Origin of the sequence: Paraburkholderia caribensis (assembly GCF_002902945.1) — a bacterium.
Classification (GTDB): domain Bacteria; phylum Pseudomonadota; class Gammaproteobacteria; order Burkholderiales; family Burkholderiaceae; genus Paraburkholderia; species Paraburkholderia caribensis.
Genome location: NZ_CP026102.1, coordinates 258,066 through 275,705 on the forward strand (window position 1 = coordinate 258,066; position 17,640 = coordinate 275,705).

General features: G+C 64.0%; 19 protein-coding genes and 1 riboswitch. Of the genes, 6 read left to right on the forward strand and 13 right to left on the reverse strand.

What is annotated here, in order from left to right:
- Positions 1-106 precede the first annotated feature (106 nt).
- Together C2L66_RS17545 and C2L66_RS17550 are read left to right on the forward strand one after the other, a co-directional pair.
- Positions 107-619, forward strand: coding sequence for an arsenate-mycothiol transferase ArsC (locus C2L66_RS17545; RefSeq protein ID WP_054932999.1), 513 nt, complete (start codon positions 107-109; stop codon positions 617-619).
- A gap of 130 nt (positions 620-749) precedes the next feature.
- Positions 750-1,583 (forward strand): CHAD domain-containing protein, encoded by an 834-nt coding sequence (locus C2L66_RS17550; RefSeq protein WP_060604211.1) that lies wholly within the window; start codon positions 750-752, stop codon positions 1,581-1,583.
- Positions 1,584-1,614: 31 nt separating this feature from the next.
- Here the strand turns inward: C2L66_RS17550 and C2L66_RS17555 are convergent, their stop codons facing one another.
- The 3 genes from C2L66_RS17555 to C2L66_RS17565 form a co-directional block, all read right to left on the reverse strand.
- Positions 1,615-1,812, reverse strand: coding sequence for a DUF3562 domain-containing protein (locus C2L66_RS17555; protein WP_054932997.1), 198 nt, complete (start codon positions 1,810-1,812; stop codon positions 1,615-1,617).
- 243 nt (positions 1,813-2,055) lie between these two features.
- Positions 2,056-2,388, reverse strand: a complete 333-nt coding sequence (locus C2L66_RS17560; protein WP_054932996.1) for a hypothetical protein — start codon at positions 2,386-2,388, stop codon at positions 2,056-2,058.
- 35 nt (positions 2,389-2,423) lie between these two features.
- Positions 2,424-2,843, reverse strand: coding sequence for a secondary thiamine-phosphate synthase enzyme YjbQ (locus C2L66_RS17565; protein WP_054932995.1), 420 nt, complete (start codon positions 2,841-2,843; stop codon positions 2,424-2,426).
- 139 nt (positions 2,844-2,982) lie between these two features.
- Between C2L66_RS17565 and C2L66_RS17570 the strand changes: the two genes are divergently transcribed.
- Both C2L66_RS17570 and C2L66_RS17575 read left to right on the forward strand, forming a co-directional pair.
- Entirely contained in the window at positions 2,983-3,249 is a 267-nt protein-coding gene (locus C2L66_RS17570; protein ID WP_060604208.1) for a cupin domain-containing protein, read from the forward strand.
- Positions 3,250-3,385: 136 nt separating this feature from the next.
- Positions 3,386-4,249: an oxidoreductase gene (locus C2L66_RS17575; RefSeq protein ID WP_054932993.1), complete on the forward strand. Its 864-nt coding sequence runs from the start codon at positions 3,386-3,388 to the stop codon at positions 4,247-4,249.
- 3 nt (positions 4,250-4,252) lie between these two features.
- Here the strand turns inward: C2L66_RS17575 and C2L66_RS17580 are convergent, their stop codons facing one another.
- On the reverse strand, positions 4,253-4,927 hold the full coding sequence (locus tag C2L66_RS17580) for an antibiotic biosynthesis monooxygenase family protein (RefSeq protein ID WP_054933006.1): 675 nt from the start codon (positions 4,925-4,927) through the stop codon (positions 4,253-4,255).
- 27 nt (positions 4,928-4,954) lie between these two features.
- On the reverse strand, positions 4,955-5,347 hold the full coding sequence (locus tag C2L66_RS17585) for a RidA family protein (RefSeq protein ID WP_054932992.1): 393 nt from the start codon (positions 5,345-5,347) through the stop codon (positions 4,955-4,957).
- A 200-nt stretch (positions 5,348-5,547) separates the two neighbouring features.
- On the opposite strand from C2L66_RS17585, the gene C2L66_RS17590 reads away from it, so the two are divergent.
- Together C2L66_RS17590 and C2L66_RS17595 are read left to right on the forward strand one after the other, a co-directional pair.
- The gene (locus C2L66_RS17590) at positions 5,548-6,024 is read left to right on the forward strand and encodes an outer membrane lipoprotein (protein ID WP_060604205.1); all 477 of its coding nucleotides are present in this window, start codon (positions 5,548-5,550) and stop codon (positions 6,022-6,024) included.
- A gap of 45 nt (positions 6,025-6,069) precedes the next feature.
- Positions 6,070-6,480, forward strand: a complete 411-nt coding sequence (locus tag C2L66_RS17595) for a VOC family protein (protein WP_060604201.1) — start codon at positions 6,070-6,072, stop codon at positions 6,478-6,480.
- Between the two features lie 3 nt (positions 6,481-6,483).
- On the opposite strand, the gene atzF is transcribed toward C2L66_RS17595, so the two are convergent.
- The 8 genes from atzF to C2L66_RS17635 all read right to left on the reverse strand — a co-directional run bounded on the left by atzF (position 6,484) and on the right by C2L66_RS17635 (position 17,509).
- The gene (gene atzF, locus C2L66_RS17600; RefSeq protein ID WP_060604199.1) at positions 6,484-8,286 is read right to left on the reverse strand and encodes an allophanate hydrolase; all 1,803 of its coding nucleotides are present in this window, start codon (positions 8,284-8,286) and stop codon (positions 6,484-6,486) included.
- Positions 8,287-8,322: 36 nt separating this feature from the next.
- The gene (uca, locus tag C2L66_RS17605) at positions 8,323-11,937 is read right to left on the reverse strand and encodes an urea carboxylase (RefSeq protein WP_060604196.1); all 3,615 of its coding nucleotides are present in this window, start codon (positions 11,935-11,937) and stop codon (positions 8,323-8,325) included.
- Positions 11,938-12,129: 192 nt separating this feature from the next.
- The gene (locus tag C2L66_RS17610; RefSeq protein WP_035999893.1) at positions 12,130-12,774 is read right to left on the reverse strand and encodes an urea amidolyase associated protein UAAP2; all 645 of its coding nucleotides are present in this window, start codon (positions 12,772-12,774) and stop codon (positions 12,130-12,132) included.
- A gap of 14 nt (positions 12,775-12,788) precedes the next feature.
- Positions 12,789-13,496, reverse strand: a complete 708-nt coding sequence (locus C2L66_RS17615) for an urea amidolyase associated protein UAAP1 (RefSeq protein WP_060604193.1) — start codon at positions 13,494-13,496, stop codon at positions 12,789-12,791.
- Positions 13,497-13,513: 17 nt separating this feature from the next.
- The gene (locus C2L66_RS17620; RefSeq protein WP_060604190.1) at positions 13,514-14,287 is read right to left on the reverse strand and encodes an ABC transporter ATP-binding protein; all 774 of its coding nucleotides are present in this window, start codon (positions 14,285-14,287) and stop codon (positions 13,514-13,516) included.
- Entirely contained in the window at positions 14,284-15,099 is an 816-nt protein-coding gene (locus tag C2L66_RS17625) for an ABC transporter permease (RefSeq protein ID WP_035999901.1), read from the reverse strand. Before C2L66_RS17625 ends, C2L66_RS17620 begins: the two co-directional genes overlap by 4 nt.
- Positions 15,100-15,127: 28 nt before the next feature.
- Positions 15,128-16,195 carry a putative urea ABC transporter substrate-binding protein gene (locus C2L66_RS17630; RefSeq protein ID WP_054932984.1) on the reverse strand — a complete coding sequence of 356 codons (1,068 nt, stop codon included), beginning with the start codon at positions 16,193-16,195 and terminating at the stop codon, positions 15,128-15,130.
- Between the two features lie 57 nt (positions 16,196-16,252).
- A riboswitch (guanidine-I (ykkC/yxkD leader) is annotated at positions 16,253-16,372 on the reverse strand.
- A gap of 180 nt (positions 16,373-16,552) precedes the next feature.
- Positions 16,553-17,509: a LysR family transcriptional regulator gene (locus C2L66_RS17635; RefSeq protein ID WP_035999905.1), complete on the reverse strand. Its 957-nt coding sequence runs from the start codon at positions 17,507-17,509 to the stop codon at positions 16,553-16,555.
- Between the last annotated feature and the right edge of the window lie 131 nt (positions 17,510-17,640).

The following is a 17,640-nucleotide window of genomic DNA, read 5'->3' on the forward strand; positions in this document are numbered from 1 at the left end:
TGGCGTGATACCTAAACGGTCTTGCGGCGAATCGGTTGGACGATTGGGATTCTGTCACCAATATGAAAAACTGTGCGCTCAGAATCCCGCTAAAAATAAAATCTGCATGACGGGGTGTAGGGTGACCAGAAAACAAAGAGTGCTGTTCCTTTGCAGGGACAACGCGACGCTCAGCATTTTGGCGGAAGCCTTGCTACGCGAGCTGGACGGATTGCATTTCGACGCATTCAGCGCAGGTCTCGAACCCGCCGACAAGGTTCAGGCGGCGGCCATGGGCGAGTTGCGCCATGGCTTTTCCAGTCTGGAGCTGCTGAATCCGAAAAGCTGGCTGGAATTCACGAGCGAATGGGCGCCGCAGATGGATTTCGTGGTGACGTTGTGCGACGAGTCGGCACGCGTCGACGCGCGCGCGTTCCATGGTGCGCCCACCTTTCGTCACTGGACGCTCACGCCGTCCGCGTACGGCGCTGCGGGCGCCGTCGAAAACGCGTTCTGGCAGATATTGAAGCGCGTCGAAGACTTCATCGCGGCCGAGCGCCGCCCGTGGCCATCGCTGAAGCTGCCCGCCGTGGCGGGCTGCACGCCGGACGCCTGCGACCTGCTGCTGAGCGGGCAGTGAGCCGCAACGCCGTTGCGGTATCGCGCGCCGCAGCGGACGCAAGCCGACGGCACATCAAGGCAGCAGGTCCCTGAATTGCTTACTCGGTCATGACAGACACGCCAGGTCAGCAACCCATTCAGGGAACGCCATGAAAGACGACACACGGACTGCGCTGCCGCACGATGGCAACGCGCAAGCCCATTTCTCGCACTACGCCGCGCCGCTGATCGACAATGCGCTAGCCTGCGCCGCTGCATTGCGCGCGGATCCCGATGCCGAAGTCCTGCACAAGCTGCGCGTTTCGCTGCGACGCCTGCGCACGTTGCTGTGGGCGTACCGGCCGCTGCTGAACGAGCAGTTCGACAACCAGCAGCGCGCGCTTTTCAAGTTCTACGCGAGCGCTGCGGGCAAGACGCGCGACTGGGACATCCTGATCGCGTTGCTCGATGATACGAAAGACGCCCCAAAGCAACCGCGCGACGCGATGCGCGCCGCCCGCTCGAAATCGCTCGACTCGAGCCGCGAGACCCTCGAACAGGCCGACGTGAAAGGCGCGTTGCGCGACACGCTCAAGGAAGCGAACCGGGAACTGAACACCGCGCACGAACGCACGCCGCTGCCGAAGTTCGCGCGCAAGCGTATCGGGGCGGCGCAGAAGTCGATGGCGAAGCGCATGAAGCGCGCCGCGCGTGCCACGCGCTCGGACTATGCGTCGTATCACGAGGTCCGCAAGGCGGGCAAAAAGCTGCGCTATCTGACCGAGTTCTTCGAGCCGATGCTGCCCAAAAAACAGCTGAAGGCAATCAAGCCGCTCAAGAAACTGCAGAAGCGCTTCGGCGCGTTGAACGACGTCGTGGCGAGCGAGCAGTTGCTGCGCGACAACCAGGCGCTGTTCGCCGACGATGCGGCCGCCGTGCACGCACTCGATGTGCTCGCGAAAGAGCGCAAGCGCCGCATGCGTGCCGCCGCGAAACTATTGTGACGCGGATGGAATGCGCTGTGAGGCTGGAACCTTACCGCCGTGACGCCGTGCGCGAGCGCAAGGTCTCGCGCACCCGCTTCGCCGCGAAGAGCGGCACATAGTCGAGGATGCGTGCGTCGCGCTCATAAGCCTGCACGGCATCGGTGTACATCTGCGAGACGACTTCTTCCGGGGCATCGGTGGATTCTGCGATTTCGTGCACGATCTTCTGCGAATCTTCCGTCTTCATGCAAGGCTCCTTGGAGTCAGTCGGCAATCTCGGTAGTCGGAACCTTGAATTGAAGGACATGCGATGCGAGTGCGCCAATAGAACTTCGCAATCGGTGGAACCGCGCGGTGGGAGGATCGGGGGCACGTGCAAGGAAAGCCTGTTTGATCATACAGATAGCGCGTGCACCCCAAACTTTTCCACAGGTCTTTCAACAGAAATTGTGGATAACATGAGCGCAATTCGGCCCCGACGGGCGCAGGGCTATTGAAGCCACTTGCGTACGTCTTTTTCCCATTCGGGGTCGCCGCAGCCCTTCGGATTTTCCGGGCCGAGCACGGTGATATAGCCTTTGCTCTTCATGCACGACTCGTAGGCGCGCACCTTGGTGCACTGCCCCGGCCCCGCGTTGCGCGAGACCGTCTTGCACTGCGCGATGGTGCGGTCCATCGGGCCGAAGTCCATGTCGTTCGCGTTGGTGGTCATCGGCGCGTCGGCGCCTGACAGCGAGAACTCGACCGGGCCGGTGTGAGTGCAGGCTGCGGTCAGCATCGCGAGCGAGGCCGCCGCGACAAGAACAGGCGCGCGCAAAATCATGTTTCACTTCCTTGTTGGTGTTGTGCGTTGAAATGTCATTCGCCGATCAGATGCAACACGATATCGCGCTCCTGCGGCCGCGCGCGATGCTCGAACAGATAAATGCCTTGCCACGTGCCCAGCGTCATGCGGCCATGCTCGACGGGTATCGACAATTGCACCTGCGTCAGTGCCGTGCGCAGATGCGCGGGCATGTCGTCGGGGCCTTCCGTGTCGTGCTCGTAGCGCTTGGGATCTTCGGGCGCGAGCATCGCGAAGTGCCGTTCGAGATCGCGCTGCACCGAAGGGTCCGCGTTCTCCTGGATCAATAGCGACGCCGACGTGTGCCGGCAGAACACCGTCAGGATGCCCGTGGCGATCGACGCGTCGCGTACGAAAGCGGCGACCTCCGTGGTGAAATCGAACAGTCCGCGAGCGCGCGCCCGCACGTTCAGATGGCGAATGGCCTGGCGCATATATCGTTCTCCGTTGTGCGATATGAAATGACGGCTAACGAAGAGTTTACCGCGAGCCGCGCTGCCGATCCCTTGATGCAAAACCGGCTATGCTGATGCTTCTGCGTCATCGCACACACGAGAAAGGAAGGCCATCATCATGGAACGCGACGAATTCATCAATGCATTGAAGCGCGAAGGCTACGCGGAAATCGCGACCGCCACGCGCGACGCGAACGGCACGGTCGACGATCATGTCCACTCGTTCGAAGCGAAGGCGTTGATTCTGCACGGCGAACTGGCGATACGCGTCGGCGCTGCGGAGCAGGTCTATAGAACGGGCGATGTATTCCATCTGCAAGCCAATGAAAGCCATTCGGAACGCTACGGGCCCGAAGGCGTTCAGTATCTGGTGGGCCGTAAATAAGCGCGAAGGTAAGCCTGAACCCAGGCAGACCGCCAGCAAGTTTCTCGTCTACCGGCTACCATTTTTTTTCGAAGCTTCGACGCGATGTACACGCGTCGATGCCAGATCGCTCATTCCGTCATCGAGGAGGTTTTGAATGCCCACGTCCACGACGCCCGTCTGGTTCATTACTGGCTGTTCAACCGGCTTCGGCAAGGAACTGGTCCGCGCGGTGCTCGAACGGGGCTGGCGCTGCGTGGCGACGGCGCGCAACGTCGCGTCGCTCGCCGATCTGGCCGAGCCCGGCAGCGACGCCGATGGGCGTCTCGCCCGCGTGAAGCTCGACGTGACGGATGCCGCGCAGATCGCCGCTGCCGTCGAGACGGCGCAACAGCGCTTTGGCGCGATCGACGTGCTGGTGAACAACGCGGGCTATGGCTATCAGTCGTCGGTCGAAGAGGGCGACGAAGCGGAGATACGCGCGCAGTTCGACGCGAACGTGTTCGGCCTGTTCGCGATGACACGCGCGGTGCTGCCGGGCATGCGCGAGCGGCGCAAGGGGCATGTGCTGAACATCACGTCGGTGGCGGGTATCGCGGGCTTTCCTGGCTCGGGTTACTACGCGGCGAGCAAGCACGCTGTCGAAGGCTGGTCCGACTCGCTAGCGACGGAAGCCGGGCCGCTCGGCATCCGCGTGACCTGCGTCGAGCCGGGCCCATTCCGCACCGACTGGGCAGGTCGCTCGCTCAGGCAGACGCCCAACCGTATTGCCGACTACGCGGACACGGCGGGCAAGCGCATGCAGGCGACGGCGCAAAACAGCGGGCATCAGGCCGGCGATCCCGTGCGTGCTGCTCAGGCAATGATCCGCATCACGGAGACCGACCAGCCGCCGCGTCATCTGGTGCTGGGCGCGTTTGGCGTCGATGCCGTTTCGAAGCGCCTGCATTCGACACTCGCCGATATCGAAGCGTGGCGCGACACGAGTGTCGGCGCGGACTTTCCGGACAGCGGGAAATAAGCTTCAGCCAGGCCGTGCAGCGTCGGGATAGTATTGCGGCGCTTCGCGGCGGTCGAACATGCCGTAGTCGCGCACCACGCGCACGCTGCGCAGCCGTGCGCCATCGGGCAATGCGAGCGCGTCTGCAAAGGCCTCGGCGGCTTGCGCATCGCGCCATGCAGTGAGCAGAACGACGTCGCCCGGCGTCAACACAGCGTCGAACGCATCCCAGGATACGAGCCCCGTTGTGTCTTCACGCAAGCCCAGCTTGCCCGCGACTTCGCGCGCGCCCGCCTGTTTCACCCAGTCCGGGTCGCGTCGCGCGTCGATCAGCACGATCGTGGTCGCGTCGCCCGTTTCTGTTTCGTCGAGTCGTTGCTCGTGCAACGTGTGACGGGCGGGCAGGCGCGTGTCGCGCGTCACCTGCCCCACGCGCAGCCGATAATCGCTAAACGTCTGCGTGCGGCCTTTTTCCTGCACGCCGTGATGCGTCGCCTGCGTGCGCCATCTCACCAGCGCTTTCTCGTCGCGCCAGCCGGACAGCGACAACAGCACGCCCTCGCGCGTGAGGCTGCCGTAGCGGACGTTATCGACGAAGCCGTCGATCTGCTCCAGTTCCGGCCTCAGCAGCTTCGCGTAACCGAGATACGCATCCCAACGGTCGGCGCGCGGTTGCACTTCGAACAGCACTGAAAACATCGTGTCCTCCACGTGAGCGAACGCGGTTCAAATCGCCGCAATGCAATCTATTTCGATGTCGAAGCGCCCCGGCCACGCGGGCACGCAGACAAAGATACGCGCCGGTGGATCGTTCGGAAAATAGCGCGCGTAAATCGCGTTGACGGCCGCGAACTGCTCGACCGACGTGCAATAGACATGGCACTTGAGCACATTGTCGAGCGACGAACCCGCCGTCTCGACGCACAGCTTCAGCTGTTCGAGCACGAGCTCGGTCTGCCGTTCGAGTGGCACGTCGGCGACTTCGCCTGTCTCGGGATCGAACGGCGGCAGGCCCGACACATAGATCGTGCCGCCGTGCCGCGTGACGGCGGAAGTGGGCGCCTTCCAGCGTTCCAGCCAGCCCGATAGCGGTTCGACCCGGATGATCTCGCGTTTCATTGCAATGCTCCGTTTGCATGATCTGGCTGTCATCGTAGCGCCGGGCGCCGCGCCGACGTTTCAGGCTGAGACGAAATGACGGTGCGAATGCGCAAATGCGCTGCTCATTTTCCTCTCATTCTTCGAGCTTACGATTCACACATCGAAAGAACCTGCAACGCGCCACACAACCCGGTGCGCTGCTCATAGAGGGGAACATCATGAACAGGTCATTCGTTACAGCATGTGCTTCGGCGCTCGTCGTCTCGCTCGCCTTGAGCGGCTGCGCAACCTTCGACGGCTCCGCCAACGTCTACAGCGCGTCGCAGGCCCAGCGCGAGGCAACGGTGCGCTTCGGCACCATCGAAGGCGTGCGCCCCGTCACCATCGACACCAGCAACGGCCAGCCCGGCTTTCTCGGCGCGCTCGGCGGCGGCGCGCTCGGCGGCATCGCCGGCAGCGCGATCGGCGGCGGACGCGGCTCGATCCTGACGGGCATCATCGGCGGCATTGCGGGCGCGGTGGCGGGCAACGAGGTGCAGAACCACTTCGAGAAGAAGCAGGGCGTCGAAATCACCGTGCGCCTCGACGACGGTTCGCTGCGCGCCATCACGCAAAGCACCGACGGCCCGATGTTCTACGCGGGCGAGCGCGTGCGGTTGCTGTCGGAAGGCGGCGTGACGCGCGTGACGCTGTAAGCGCGGCAACGCGGGCAACAAAGGCAAAGGAAGAAGGAGAGCATCATGTTCATGCGCGACGACGTGATCTACGAGTTTCATCACATCGGCATTCCGACCAGCGACGTGCGCGAAGGCGAACGCTACAGCCCGCAGTACCGGATGTACACGAGCGACAGCGATTGCAAGCTCGCGCGCATCCAGTACCACCGCTTCGAAGCCGATAGCCCGCTGCACGAACTGATGCGGCGCATGCCGCACCTGGCGTTCAAGGTCGACGATCTCGACCGCGCGATCGAAGGCAAAGAGGTCCTGCTTGCCCCGTATGAACCGATCGACGGGTTTCGCGTGGCCGCGATCATCGACGGCGGCATGCCCGTCGAACTGATCCAGACCGTCCTCGACGACGAAGAGATCTGGACCCGCGCGGTGACGGGCAGGCACGCGCGGCTGTACGCCGCGCAATACGAAGCGTGAGTTTCAGGCGGCGCGCTGCAGCCACGCGCGCCAGCCGCCGTATTGCGTGATATCGACGGCGCCTTCGAGCCCGTACGCCTCGCAAACGAAGCCGGTTTCCCAGCGCCCGTCAGCAAGCTCGACCTTGCCGAGCGCGAGCGGCGCCGGAATGCCCGCGAGGAAGGACCCTGCTTCGCTGGCGGGCAATTCCCATACTTCGACTTCGATTGCCGCGCCGTTCGCCGCATCGCGCATCATGCCGGGCCGCTGCGTTGCGCCGCCGCCCGCGAGCGCATACAGCCGGTAGCGCGGCGCGCTGGCCGTCTTCTCGACGAGCCGCGCGCCACGTGCGATCAACTGCCCGTTCAGCGCCAGCCCTTGCAGATGCGCGCCGCACACCACGAGCTTCATCCTGTCATGGCGGGCTGCATTCGAGGGCGCATTCGCATCCTGTTGCGCGCCGCCGATCAGCGGCACATTCAGCTTGCGATGCAGCGCATCGGCGACGCTCAGCAGGTATTGATCGGTGAACGCGCGGCCGAACAGCGTGACGCCCCACGGCAGCCCATTGCGCATGAAGCCGGCAGGCGTCGCGACGGCGGCGTAATCGAGCAGGTTCATGAAGTTGGTGTAATACCCGAGCAGCGAGTTAGGGCCGATAGGATCGCGCTCCAGTTCGTCGAGCGTGACGGCGCGTGGAATGGACGGCGTCAGCACGCAATCGAGTTCCGCGAGCACGGCGTCGCAACGCTGCTTCAGCGCCTGGAGCCGGTATTGCGCGCGAAATGCATCGACGGCCGTCGTGCCCGGCGCCTTGGCGAGCACGTCGCGAATCACGGGCAGCACGGCGTCGGGTTGCGATTCCATCAGCGCGCCTGCCACGCTGTAGCGCTCGGCAACCCACGGTCCTTCGTAGAGAAGTCGCGCCGCTTCGACGAAGGGCGCAAAGTCGATCTCGACGGCCTCGCCGCCGATCCCTTCTAGCGCCGCGCGCGCCTGCGCGAACAGCGCGGGGCTCTCGTCGCAGCCCGCGAATTCGAGCTGACGCGGCACGCCGAAGCGAAAGCGCGTGACGGCGCCGAACGCGGTCGCGTCGTTCCATTGCGGATTCACGCGGCTATAGGCGTCGGCGGGATCATGGCGGGCGGTGAGCGCGAGCAGTTCGCTCGCCTCGCCGGCTGTCGCGGTGAAATACGTCACGCAGTCGAGCGTGCGGCAGGCGGGCACGACGCCCGCCGTCGACAGCAAGCCCTTCGTTCCTTTGGTGCCGACCAGGTTGTTCAACGCGGCGGGCACGCGGCCCGAGCCGGCCGTATCGGTGCCGAGCGCGAAGCTCGCGACGCCGAGCGCCACCGCCAGCGACGACCCCGCGCTCGATCCGCCCGAGGGATACGCGGCATGCACGCTGTTGCGGCACTTGCCGTATGGCGAGCGCGTGCCGTTGAGGCCTGTCGCGAACTGGTCGAGGTTCGTCTTGCCGATCGGCACCGCGCCGAGCGCGATCAGTTGCGCGACGAGGGTTGCAGACTCTTGAGGCGTATACGCGAATGCAGGGCACGCGGCCGTGGTCGGAATACCGGCGAGGTCGATGTTGTCCTTCAAGGCGAACGGCACGCCGTAGAGCGGCAGCGAATCGGCATCGCGCCCGTCGAGCGCCGCGAGATAAGGCTCGATCTCAGCGTCCGACAGCAGATGAATGAACAGGTGATAGTCCGGGTTCAGCGCGGCGGCGCGCTCGCGCAATGCGCCAAGCAGCGCGCGCGGCGTCACGCGGCCTTCTCGATACGCGGCGCGCACTGCGGGAAGACGCAGATCGAATGAAGCCATGTCGGATGGTTCCTTAATGCGTTGAAGTGAGTTGTCTCATGCATGCTGTTCGATCACGACGACGCGTTGTCCCGCGCGAACGGGCGAACCCGGCGCGACGTGAATCTCGCCGACGGTGCCCGCGCAAGGCGCGATAACGGATATCTCCATCTTCATCGATTCGATCACGAGCAGCACGTCGCCTGCTTCGACAGTCGCGCCGGGCTCGACGCGCACTTGCCACAGGTTGCCGGCAATTTCGCTATCGACGGCGATCTGGCCGTCGGTGAGCGGCGCGATTTCCGCGTCGGCAGTGACGGGAGGCTCCAGCGCGTCTTCGTTGCTGCCCGCTTCGTGCCAACGCTGCCGCTCGGCCTGAAACGCGGCTTGCTGACGCGTGCGGAATTGCGCGATGTCATCTGCTTCGCGTTCGAGAAACGCCTGATAGTCGGCGAGCGACAACTCGGTCTCTTCGATCTTCAGCGGATAACGGCCAAGCGGAAACGCTTCGCGGATGCGCAGCAGTTCGTCGGCGGAGACTTCGTAGAAGCGGATCTGATCGAAGAAGCGCAACAGGTACGGACGTCCAGCGAAATCCGCGACTTCGCGATAGCGGTTCCACATCTGCAGCGTGCGTCCGACGAACTGATAGCCGCCAGGTCCTTCCATGCCGTACACGCACAGATACGCGCCGCCGATGCCGACGGAGTTCTCGGCCGTCCACGTGCGCGCCGGGTTGTACTTCGTCGTCACCAGCCGGTGACGCGGATCGAGCGGCGTCGCAACGGGCGCGCCAAGGTAGACGTCGCCGAGCCCCATCACCAGATAGCTCGCGTCGAACACGATGCGCTTCACGGCATCGATCGAATCGAGGTCGTTGATGCGGCGGATGAACTCCAGATTGCTCGGACACCAGGGCGCGTCCTTGCGCACGGTGGTCATGTACTTGTCGATGGCGAGCTGGCACGCGGGGTCGTCCCACGACAGCGGCAGATGCACGATACGCGACGGCGCCCGCAGATCTTTTTGCAGCAGCACGCGCTGCCATGTCGCCGCGACGTGATCGAGCAGCGTCGCAAGCGGCAACTGCTCCGGCTGATAGTGGACCTGCAGCGAACGGATGCCGGGCGTCAGATCGATCACACCGGGCAACTGCAACGCCTCGAGCGATTGCATCAATGCATGGCCGCGAAAGCGCAACACGAGATCGAGTTCGGACGGGCCGATTTCGAGCAGCAGATGCGTGTCGCCGGACAGTCGCGCGACGAGCCGGTCATCGCCTTCACCGACGTTGAGCACGATGGGCGACTGCAACGCCGCGCGTTCTTCGCCGGCTTGCGGAGAGCTTGCGTGCGCGGCGAGCGTGACTATTTCTTCGATACGTGCGCGTGCCGCTGCGCGCGCGGTGGCGATATCGACGGGCACGAAGCGCACCTTGTCGCCTGCCTTCAACTGGCCGATCTGCCACAGGTCCGCTTCGATCACCGTGACAGGACACACGAAGCCGCCGAGACTCGGGCCATCGGGGCCGAGAATGACGGGCATGTCGCCCGTGAAATCGACTGCACCGACGGCATACGGATTGTCGTGAATGTTCGACGGATGCAGCCCCGCTTCGCCGCCGTCGGCGCGCGTCCATTCGGGCTTCGGGCCGATCAGCCGCACGCCTGTGCGGCTCGAATTGAAATGGATCTCCCAGTCGGTGTCGAGAAACTGATCGATATAGGGCGCGCTGAAGTATTCGGGCGCGCCATGCGGGCCGTAGATCACGCGCAGCACGCGCACATCGTCGAGGCGCTGGGTGAGCGCAGCAGGCATTGAAGCGCCCGCATTGCGATCAGCGAGCGGATGAAGATGCAGCACGTCGCCCGCCCGCAGCGCGCGTCCGCCGTGGCCGCCGAACTGCCCGAGCGTGAAGGTGCTGCGGCTGCCCAGATACTGTGCGACGTCCAGCCCGCCGCGCACGCACAGATAGGCGCGCGCGCCAGCGCCGCGGATCGTGCCGAGCGCGAGGGTCGAACCGGCTGCGACGAGGAACGTCGTGTTCATCGGCTGCGGAATCTCGTCGAGCATGACGGGCAATGTCGCGCCCGTCACGGTGACGACGGCATCCGTGTTGAACCGCAACGTGGGCCCGCTCATCGTGATTTCGAGCGCGGCGGCCTGTGCGTCGTTGCCGAGCAGACGGTTGCCGAGGCGCAGCGCACGGTCGTCCATCGGTCCCGAGGGCGGCACGCCGACGGCCCAGTAACCCGGACGGCCCGGGTAGTCTTGCACGGTAGTCTGCGTGCCGCCGCTGAGCACTTCGAATGTCGATGCGCGATAACGCAGGCCTTCAAGGCAACGCGTCCACGGATGGCCGCTCGCGAATGGCGTGTCGGCAAGAATCTGCCGCAGATAGTCACGGTTCGTCTCGACGCCGTAGATGCGCGACGCTTCGAGCGCGGCGTCGAGCGCGTGGCGCGCCGCATCGCGGGTCGGTTGCCAGGCGATCAGCTTCGCGAGCATCGGATCGAACCACGGCGGCACCTCGCAACCGGCCTCGATCCATGTGTCGATGCGCAGCGCGCGGCCATCGGCAGGCGGGAACGACACGTCGGTCAGCAGCCCGGGGCAGGGCTTGAAATCGCGGCCGGGATCTTCCGCATAGAGGCGTGCCTGGATCGCGTGGCCTTGCGGCCTCAGATCGCGCGCCAACACGTCGAGCGGCGCGAGCGTGCCCGCCGCCAGTTCGATCATCCAGCGCACCAGGTCTACGCCCCACACCTGTTCGGTCACGCCATGCTCGACCTGCAAACGCGTGTTCACTTCGAGAAAGTAGAAGCGCGCAGCATCGCTGTCGTAGACGAATTCGACCGTGCCCGCCGAGCGATACGACACCGCTTGCGCGAGCCGGATCGCCGCTTCGCATAGCGCGGCTTCGACGCCGTCGGGCAGGTTCGGCGCGGGCGTTTCTTCGAGCACCTTCTGGTTGCGCCGCTGCACGGAGCAGTCGCGCACGCCGAGCGCAATGGCCGCGCCCTCGCCGTCGCCGAATATTTGCACTTCGAGATGCCGCGCTTTCTCGATGTACTTTTCGAGGAACACGCCGGCATCGCTGAAATTGTTCTGCCCGAGGCGCTTCACGTTGTCGAACTGCGCCGCCAGTTCCTCTGCCGAGCGGCACACGCGCATGCCGATCCCGCCGCCGCCCGCCGTGCTTTTCAGCATCACCGGGTAGCCGATGCGTTGCGCCGCTTCGAGCGCGGCGTCGAGCCCGTCGAGCAGGCCCGTGCCTTCGAGCATCGGCACGCCTTGTTCGGCGGCGATCGCGCGGGCCGTGTGCTTCAGACCGAAGGCGCGCAATTGCGCGGGCGTCGGCCCGATGAACGCGATGCCAGCCGCTTCGCATGCTTCGGCGAACGCCGCGTTTTCGGACAGGAAGCCGTAGCCCGGATGGATCGCCTGTGCGCCTTGCGCGCGTGCGATTTCCAGAAGCTTCGCGATGTCGAGGTAGGTGACGCTTGCCGCGCCGTCGCCGAGACTGCATGCCGTGTCGGCGAGGCTGACGTGACGGCTCGCGCGGTCCGCTTCGCTATAGACGGCGATGCCTTCGACGTTCAGTTCGCGCAGCGTGCGCAGAATGCGGCAGGCAATCGCGCCGCGATTCGCAATGAGGACTTTATCGAACATGAGTGGATGTTCAATGCGTGGGCGGGTCGTCCCGCCACGTGGGCATGCATGCCGAGGTCGTCCACGGCAGGTCGCTTCGTTTCAGTTCTTAAAAGCGGGCTGGGTGCTTCGTGTATTCCATAGCGCCGTCGATGCGCAGCAAACGCCCGGCGCGTACTTTCATCACCGTGTAGAGCCACAGACGCAGCGTGCTCAGTTCCATATCGTCAGCTCCGCGGGAGTGGGGTTATATGCGTTGCACGGATTGTTCAGTTGCGGGCAGTTCGAAATCAGCACGATCACGTCCATTTCCGCGCGGACTTCGACGTATTTGCCGGGCGCGGAAATGCCGTCCTCGAATGTGAGGCCGCCCTCGGATGTGACGGGCACGTTCATGAAGAAATTGATGTTGGCGGCGATGTCGGTTTTCGACAGACGGCCGTCGTGCGCGCAGGCGCGCAGGTAGTTGTCGCGGCAGCTGTGCATGTAGCGCTTTTCGAGCGCGTAGCGCACGGTGTTGCTTTCCTGCGCGCATGCGCCGCCGAGCGTGTCGTGACGTCCGCAGGTGTCGGCGACGATGGTCAGCATGGGGTTGCCGAGGTTCGAATAGAGCACGGTGCCCGTGGTCAGATAAAGGCTTTGCTGGCGGCGCAGCGTGCGTTGCGCGTCGTAGCGCTCGCGCGGATCGGCGAGGCTGTAGAACAGCGTGTCGATTGCCTGATTGCCTTCTACGTCGCGAATGCGCAGCGTCTGGCCGGCTTTCAGTTCCTTGAGCCATGGCTCGCCCGCAGGCAAGGTCTCGCGAAAGATCGCGTCGGCGGGGTCGAGCGTGCTGGTCGTGAGGATGGATGTCGTCATGGCGCGCGTTCCGCTCAGAGAAAGAATCGTTCGGTGTTGATGAAGCCGCGCGCGTTTTCATCGCACGACGTGCGGCAGATTTCCGCGACCTGGCTGTCGGCGGCGCGCAGCGTGAGCTTCACGGGTTTCGGTGCGTACTCGGGGTTCGGGTCGAGCGGATGCTGGATCGCCGTCAGCACGACGAGCGTGTTCATCGGCGCATATAGTTCGATGTAGTCGCCCGTTTTCGAATTGCCTTCGACGAAGCTGAGCGCGCCCGCATCCGTCACATCGACGCGGGTGAAGAGATTGAGCGTCATCAGCAGATCCGACACGCCGAGCCCCCACTTGCCGAGTTCGACGAGCAGGTTGTCGGTGCCGTTGCGATAGAACGCGTTGCGCAGTTCCTGATAGCGGCCTTGTCCGTACTTCTCGAACACTTCCGCCGCGTTCGATACACCCGCGAGACTGTCGTGCCAGCCACACGTATCCGCGACGATGGCAGCGAGCACGCGGCCCATGTCGGAATACAGGCAATGGCCTTTGGTCAGTTTGGCCGTGTGCTGGCACTTGAGCGTGTCGGGCAGATTCAGGCGCTCGCTTTTTTCGGCGGCATTGAAGAGCAGCATCGCGACGTTCGCGCCGCCGCGCGGATCGGTGATGCGCAGCAACTGTCCGCGCTTGACGATCAGCGATGCATGGCCGCCGCCGGGCACGGTTTCTTCGAGCAATGTTTCGTTCATGTGTTGTGTCCTTTCCATCATGCAGGCACGGCGAGCAGCGGCGGAATCGTCGTCGCCGCGTGCGGTTCGCGCACGCCGTTGCGTTCGAGGGGAATGTCGTAGGTGATGCGCGCGCCGTACGCCTGCGGCGCTTGCGGATCGATGCGCACCTTGTCGAACACCAGCACGCGGCTGCCGAGCGTGAAGCCTTCCTTCAGATCGTGCGTGACCATGAAAACGGTCAGCTTCGCCTCGCGCCACAGGCCCGTCAGCAGTTCGTGCATGTCGCGGCGGATGCCGGGGTCGAGCGCGCCGAACGGCTCGTCGAGCAACAGCACGCGCGGCTTCATCACCAGCGCCTGAGCGAGCGCGAGACGTTGCTGCATGCCGCCCGACAGTTGATGCGGATACTTGTCGAGCGAATCGGCGAGACCGACGCGCGCGAGCATCGCCACGGCTTCATCTTTTGCAAGGCGGCGGCGCGCGCCGAACAGGCGCCCCGTGAGCGGCGCATGCGGCAGTTCGAGGCCGAGCATCACGTTGCGCAGCACGGTGAGGTGCGGAAACACCGAATAGCGCTGGAACACGACGCCGCGATGCGGGTCCGGCTCCGGCGGCAACGGTTCGCCATCGAGCAGGATGGCGCCGCGCGTCGGACGTTCCTGGCCGAGCAGCAGGCGCAGGAAGGTCGACTTGCCGCAGCCCGACGCGCCGACCATCGAGCAGAATTCGCCCTCCGCGATGCGCAGATTGAGCCGCTCCAGCACGACCTGATCGTCGTATTGTTTCCACAGGTTGCGGATCTCGATCATGCGCGGCCTCCGTTGTACCAGGGGAACGCCCACTGCGTGAGACGGCGCAGCGCTTCGTCGATCAACCACGCGAGCAGCGTGATCCACGCGACGTACGGCAGGATCACATCCATCGCGAGATAGCGGCGCACGAGAAAGATGCGATAGCCGAGGCCATCCGTCGAGGCGATCGCTTCCGCCGCGATCAGAAACAGCCACGCCGACGTCAGCGCCAGACGCAATGCGATCAACAGACGCGGCAACAGTTGCGGCACGATCACGCGCAGAATCAGCGTCCAGCTCGATGCGCCGAGCGTTTGTGCCTTGATCCATAGCTCTTCGGGAATTTCGCGCGTGCGCTGTTGCAGATCGCGGATCATCATCGGCGTGATGCCGATCACGATCAGCACGACTTTCGACAGCTCGTCGAGGCCGAACACGATGAAGAGAATCGGCAGCACCGCAAGCGGCGGGATCATCGATATCACCGTGATGAACGGCGACAGGGTGGTGCCCGCGAGCGGAATGCTGCCCGTCACGATGCCGAACACCAGCGCGATCGCCGCGCTCGCGGCCAGCCCGATGCCGAGCCGCTTCATGCTCGACACCGTGTCGTCCCACATCATGTATTCGCCCGTGCGCTTGTCTTCGGAGAACGCGTACTCGTGCAGTGCGTCCTTCATCTGCGTGGCGCTCGGCAGCAGCTTGTCGTCGGGATTGGCCTGCAGCCGCAGCGACGAGCCGGTGAAGTACACCGCGATCAGCACGATGAAGGGTAGCAGCAACAGCATGAGACTGCCGGTGCGGCCGGGATGTCGGTTGATGAGCCGCATGGGCCTCTCCTTCAGAACGCAGCCGCGCTCACAGCTTGCCTTGCGCGGCGAGGCGCACGTACGTCGGATCGAAACGCAGCTTCAGGTTGCTCTTGCTGCCGACCACCACGTTGTTGTCGAACGCCATGCCCACTGCGCCCGCGTTCGGTGCGCCCTTGCCGAGCAGCCCGTGATCGAACGAGAACTGCGCGACGCGCGTCATGATCTTCGGCATGTTCGGGCTGGTGGCGAAATCGAGCGCCTGTTGCGGCGTGTAGAAGAGCGCCGTGGTCGAGAGTTGCGCCTTGTAGCCGGCGAGGTCGGTGCCCGATGCTTTCGCCATCTCCGTGAGCGCGGCCTGGCTGTCGGGCGACGTGCCGTGCATCGTCTGCATGATTTCGAACCATGCGCCCGTCAGCGCTTTGCCGAGCGCGGGGTTGTCATGCAGCGTCTTCGTGTTGACGACCATCATGTCCATGATCTCGCCCGGAATGCGGCTCGAATCGAACACTTCGGTGACGTTCGGTTTCGCCTTCAGATCGGCGAGCATCGGGTTCCACGTGACGGCGTTGTGCACGGCGGGCGTCGCGAACGCGCCGGAGATGTCGGCATCCGACGTGTTGACGGTCTTGATGTCGCGCTCGCTCATGCCTGCCGATTCGAGCGCGCGCGCCAGCAGATAGTGCGAGACGGAGAGTTCGACGAGATTGACGGGCTGACCCTTGAGGTCGGCGACTTTCTTGCCCACGCCCTTGATGAGCACGCCGTCGTTGCCGTTCGAGTAGTCGCTGACGATCAACGCCGTGCTGTCCACGCCGCCCGTGGCGGGAATGGTCAGCGCGTCCATGTTGGTCATCGCGCAGCCGTCGAACTTGCCGGCCGTGTACTGGTTGATCGATTCGATGTAGTCGTTCAACTGCACGACATCGACGTTGATGCCGTACTTCTTCGCCCATTTGGACATGATGCCTTGCGTTTTCGCATAGCCCCACGGCATCCAGCCGGCGTAGATGGTCCAGCAGACCTTGAAGTCCTTACGGGCTTGAGCGAATGAAGGCGTGGAAAAACACAGGGAGAGAGCGACGGCGGCAGCGGCTGCAAAACGAAGCTTGCGCATGAGGTTGACCTCGCAGGGACGGTTATCGACGGCAGGAGCGGCGCGACGCATCGCGTTCTCTCCCGGGCTTTTATCCCGCCGTGTAACCTCATCGAGGTCGACAACTCTCGGACCAGCGTCGCACACCGGATGCTTGCGTTCGCATCGATGCGGACCGGAACCCTAGTCGTCCATTTGCCAGATTGTGACTGCTAAACCGGATGCTGCACCGGCTCCTGCCTGTCACTAAGCGATAAGCATGCCATTGCCGTCTTTACTTGGATTCGGCGCTTGTCGCATGCGGTTCGTGCACAAGGTTGAAGCGCGATCGCGATCTGCGCGCGCGCGTGCGCACCAGTCGGGTGCTTCGCAAACAGGTCATTTGCCCAGTCGTTCCGCCAGCGCATAGCGGCGCATGCAGCGCTCCATGCTGTCGAGAAACGCGTGATCCGCCGCATTCATCTTGCGCTCGCGATGCCACAGCAGATGCACGTCGACATCGACGAGTCCTTCTTCGGGCGGCAGACGCCACAGGCGCTGCTGCGCGATGTCGTCGCGCACGATGTGCTCGGGCAGGCAGCCGATGCCGAAGCCCGCGAAGATCAGCCGCCGCACTTCATCGAGACTCGGCGACGACGCGACGATGCGCCCCGTGAAGCCCTTCTGGTCGCGAAACACGGTCAGCGGCGACAGGCTGTCGCCGATCTGGTCGCTCGTGAACGACACGAAGTTTTCGGCGAGCAGGTCTTCCATTGTCAATGGCGACTTGCCGTACAGCCGGTGATGACGGCCGCAGAAAATCGCATAGCGTTGGCGCAGGAAGCAGCGCATTTCCAGTTTGTCGTGCGGCGAGCGGCACAGGCCGAGGCCCGCCGTCGCCGTTTTCTGCAGCAGGGACGAGATGATGTCGGACGAGCGCATCACTTCGATCTGCAAGTCGATACGCGGATACGCGCGATGAAAGTCCGCCAGAAACTCGTCGTACACGGGCGACTCGATGCGGCTGATGGTCAACAGGCGAATCGACCCGCTGATGTCCTCGGTGCGGTCGTCGATCTCGGTTTCGAGCCGCGAGATGTTGCCGTAGATATCGCTCGCAATGCGATAGACCTCTTCGCCCGCCTGGGTCGGCGCGAAGTACGGGCCGCGCCGGTCGATCAGCTTGCGCTCCAGCGTTTCCTCCAGCCGCCGCAACGCCTGGCTCACGGCCGGCTGCGTGACGTGCAGGCGTGCCGCGGCACGGCTCAGGCTGCGCTCCTGCATGATGACGAGATAGGTGCGCAGCAGATTCCAATCGAGCCGGTCGTTCAGAAAGCGGGCGATGTCGGTACGCATCGAAGGCAACTATAAGTTGAATTTATGCGCAGAATAATAACTCGAAATTTGACTAATGTTTTCTGGCCGCCGATAAACGTCACATGCCGTGGCGCGCGACCGCCCGGAGAGAAGGGCGGCATATCCATCCC